We start from the raw sequence: 3,510 nt of genomic DNA, 5'->3' as shown, positions 1-3,510 counted from the left end.
CCCGACCCCGAGGCACCCCGAGGCGCGTCGCCCCCTCCGTCCACATACCCTCCGGGGGTATAGTGGGCACCTCGATGACACCCGCCCCGCCGCACACCGCCGCGGAGGCGGGGCGAGCGGACCGTCCGCGCCGGCCGCACGGCCGCACGAGGAGGAGGAAGCGATGAGCGAGACGATCCACCGGACCACCTGGAAGGTCTCCGGGATGACCTGCGGCCACTGCGAGAAGGCGGTCTCCGACGAGCTCTCCGCGCTGCCGGGGGTCACCTCGGTGCGCGCCCGGGCGGGCGAGGGCCTGGTGACCGTGGAGTCCGACCGTCCCCTGGAGGAGACCTCCGTGCGGGCCGCCGTGGACGAGGCCGGGTACGAACTGGTCGGGCCCGCCTGAGCCCCGCCCGCGGGCGTTTCGGCGGCCCGGGACCCGGAAGGAGCCCGACCGCCGTCGGAACGCCCGGGGGGGTGCCGGGAGCGCCCGGAGGGCGTCACCGGCGCGCACGGGCGGGGCGCGCCGACCGGCCCCGCGGGGCCCCGAGGGCACCGGGGGGCCGGCGGAGGCGAGACCCGCAACGGAAAGGCGCCCCACGCCGGGTCCCCCCACAGGGCCCGGGCGCGAGGCGCCTTGTTGCCGTCGGCGCAGAGCGTCCCCCCACGGGACCCCGTCCGAGCGGCTGCCGACGTGGGTCCAGCCGAAACCACGTCGATCTCACTCCATTAGACCGACCCCGGGGCCCCGAGTTGCCCCCAGCCCCGTGTGATCTGAATCACATTACATGATCGTAGCCACGTCACTACGGTAAGCGATCACCCCGGGCGTCCCGGGAGCGCCGTGCGACACCGCCCGGACCCCCGCGGGGACGCGCCCACCGCGCGGTGCCCCGGCGACCGGAAGGGGCACCGCGGGGCCGGAACCCCGCGGCCCCCGGAAAACCGCCACGGGACCCGTTCGCCCGATCGGCGGAACGGGTCCCGTGCGGGGAACCCGGGGGCCGTGTCGTTCCGGCCCGCCGTTCAGCGCTGCTCGACCGGGATGTAGTCCCGCTCGACCACACCGGTGTAGATCTGGCGCGGGCGGCCGATCCGGGAGCCCGGCTCCTTGATCATCTCGTGCCACTGGGCGATCCAGCCGGGGAGCCGGCCGAGCGCGAACAGCACGGTGAACATGGTGGTCGGGAAGCCCATGGCCCGGTAGATCAGGCCGGTGTAGAAGTCAACGTTCGGGTAGAGGTTGCGCGAGACGAAGTAGTCGTCGCTCAGCGCGCGCTCCTCCAGCCGCAGCGCGATGTCCAGCAGCTCGTCGTTCTTGCCGAGCGCGGAGAGCACGTCGTGGGCGGCGGCCTTGATGATCTTGGCACGCGGGTCGAAGCTCTTGTAGACCCGGTGGCCGAAGCCCATCAGGCGGACGCCGTCCTCCTTGTTCTTGACCTTCTCCAGGAAGGCGTCGGCGTTGCCACCGGCCTCCCGGATCTGCTCCAGCATCTCCAGCACCGCCTGGTTGGCGCCGCCGTGCAGCGGACCCCACAGGGCGTTGATGCCGGCGGAGATGGAGGCGAACAGGTTGGCCTGGGAGGAGCCCACCAGCCGCACGGTGGAGGTCGAGCAGTTCTGCTCGTGGTCCGCGTGCAGGATCAGCAGCTTGTCCAGGGCGCCGACCACCACCGGGTCCAGGTCGTACTCCTCGGCCGGGACCGAGAAGGTCATGCGGAGGAAGTTCTCCACGTAGCCGAGGTCGTTGCGCGGGTAGACCACGGGGTGACCGATGGACTTCTTGTAGGCGTACGCCGCGATGGTGGGGAGCTTGGCCAGCAGGCGGATGGTGGAGATGTGCCGCTGGGCCTCGTCGAAGGGGTTGTGGCTGTCCTGGTAGAAGGTGGACAGCGCGCTGACGACGGAGGAGAGCATCGCCATCGGGTGCGCGTCACGCGGGAAGCCGTCGTAGAAGCGCTTCACGTCCTCGTGGAGGAGCGTGTGCTGGGTGATCTGACCCCGGAAGGCGGAGAGCTGGTCCACGGTGGGAAGCTCGCCGTTGATGAGGAGGTAGGCGGTCTCCAGGAAGGTCCCGTGCTCCGCCAGCTGCTCGATCGGATACCCGCGGTAGCGCAGGATGCCCTGCTCGCCGTCGAGGTAGGTGATCGCCGATTTGTAGGCCGCGGTGTTGCCGTAACCGGAGTCCAGGGTCACCAGACCGGTTTGTGCCCGCAGCTTGCCGATCTCGAAGCCACGGTCACCGACCGTGCTGTCCACCAGCGGGAAGCGGTACTCGCCGTCGCCGTACCGCAGTACCACTGCGCTGTCGTTGTCACTTGCGCGGTGTTCGCTCACGTCATCCCTCACCGACGTAGTGCCTCTTCTTCGAGGTGCCCTGACTGGTTCCACTCTCCCCCATCCGGGGCCACTTGGTGCACTCGGGGTCGCCCAATGGCCCCCTTTCTGGCACGCCGTGCCGGAACGGTACCGGACAAACGGGGCGATTGCCCCCGGGGTGGTCCGGGAGGCGCAGGAGGACCCCCCGGGAAGCCCTGTCGGCTCATCGGATCGCCACCCGAACCGCCGATCGGACATTCACCCGTCCACCCTCGCGCTCCCCGGTCGCCCACCGGCCCCTTCACCCGCTCCGTGCGCCCCCGGGGGCCCGGGAACACCCGGGCGTCCCCCTGGGCGCACGCCCGGGACGGCACCTCGATGCGTTACTCCCCGTGATCCCCACCCGGGCGCCGGTCACACCTTCCCGGCCAATCTGTGATCCAGCGCGGTGAACCGCCGACCGGCCGAGACCGTGCGCACCGCCTGCCCCAGCGCCCGTCGCGAGCCCACCAGCACCACCAGCCGCTTCGCCCGGGTCACCGCCGTGTAGAGCAGGTTCCGCTGGAGCATCATCCAGGCACTCGTGGTGACCGGGATCACCACGCACGGGTACTCGCTGCCCTGCGAGCGATGGACGGTCACCGCGTAGGCGTGGGTCAACTCGTCCAGCTCGGAGAAGTCGTACGGCACCTCCTCGTCCTCGTCCGTGCGCACGGTCAGCCGCTGCTCCTCGGGCTCCAGCCCCACCACGACCCCCACCGTGCCGTTGAAGACGCCGTTGGCCCCCTTGTCGTAGTTGTTGCGGATCTGGGTGACCTTGTCGCCCACCCGGAAGATCCGCCCCCCGAAGCGCTTCTCCGGCAACCCCGGCCGGGGCGGGGTGATCTCCTGCTGGAGCAGGCCGTTGAGCGCCCCGGCCCCGGCCGGCCCCCGGTGCATGGGGGTGAGCACCTGCACGTCCCGGCGAGGGTCCAGCCCGAAACGGGCGGGCACCCGCCGCGCCGCCACGTCCACCGTCAACCGCCCGGCCGCCTCGGTGTCCTCCTCCACGAACAGGAAGAAGTCGTCCAGCCCGGCGGTCAACGGCGGGGTGCCGGCGTTGATGCGGTGGGCGTTGGTGACCACCCCGGACTGCTGCGCCTGCCGGAAGATCCGGGTCAGGCGCACCGAGGGCACCGGTCCGCCCTCCGCCAGCAGGTCCCGCAGCAC

At 71.4% G+C, this 3,510-nt stretch carries 3 protein-coding genes; 1 reads left to right on the top strand and 2 read right to left on the bottom strand.

What is annotated here, in order from left to right:
* Positions 1–163 precede the first annotated feature (163 nt).
* Positions 164–388: a heavy-metal-associated domain-containing protein gene (locus FOE67_RS20115; protein WP_182666246.1), complete on the top strand. Its 225-nt coding sequence runs from the start codon at positions 164–166 to the stop codon at positions 386–388.
* Between the two features lie 620 nt (positions 389–1,008).
* Here the strand turns inward: FOE67_RS20115 and FOE67_RS20110 are convergent.
* Both FOE67_RS20110 and FOE67_RS20105 read right to left on the bottom strand, forming a co-directional pair.
* Positions 1,009–2,319 carry a citrate synthase gene (locus FOE67_RS20110; RefSeq protein WP_323385118.1) on the bottom strand — a complete coding sequence of 437 codons (1,311 nt, stop codon included), beginning with the start codon at positions 2,317–2,319 and terminating at the stop codon, positions 1,009–1,011.
* A 396-nt stretch (positions 2,320–2,715) separates the two neighbouring features.
* The coding region (locus tag FOE67_RS20105; protein ID WP_182666244.1) for an ATP-dependent DNA helicase at positions 2,716–3,510 on the bottom strand (795 nt) is incomplete at its 5' end.

Source organism: Streptomyces calidiresistens (genome assembly GCF_014141525.1).
Classification (GTDB): domain Bacteria; phylum Actinomycetota; class Actinomycetes; order Streptomycetales; family Streptomycetaceae; genus Streptomyces; species Streptomyces calidiresistens.
This window is presented reverse-complemented; position numbering and strand designations above follow the sequence as displayed.

Coding starts and splice junctions, on each gene's coding strand:
- FOE67_RS20115 (WP_182666246.1), top strand. CDS start 164: ATGAGCGAGACGATCCACCGGACCACCTGGAAGGTCTCCGGGATGACC.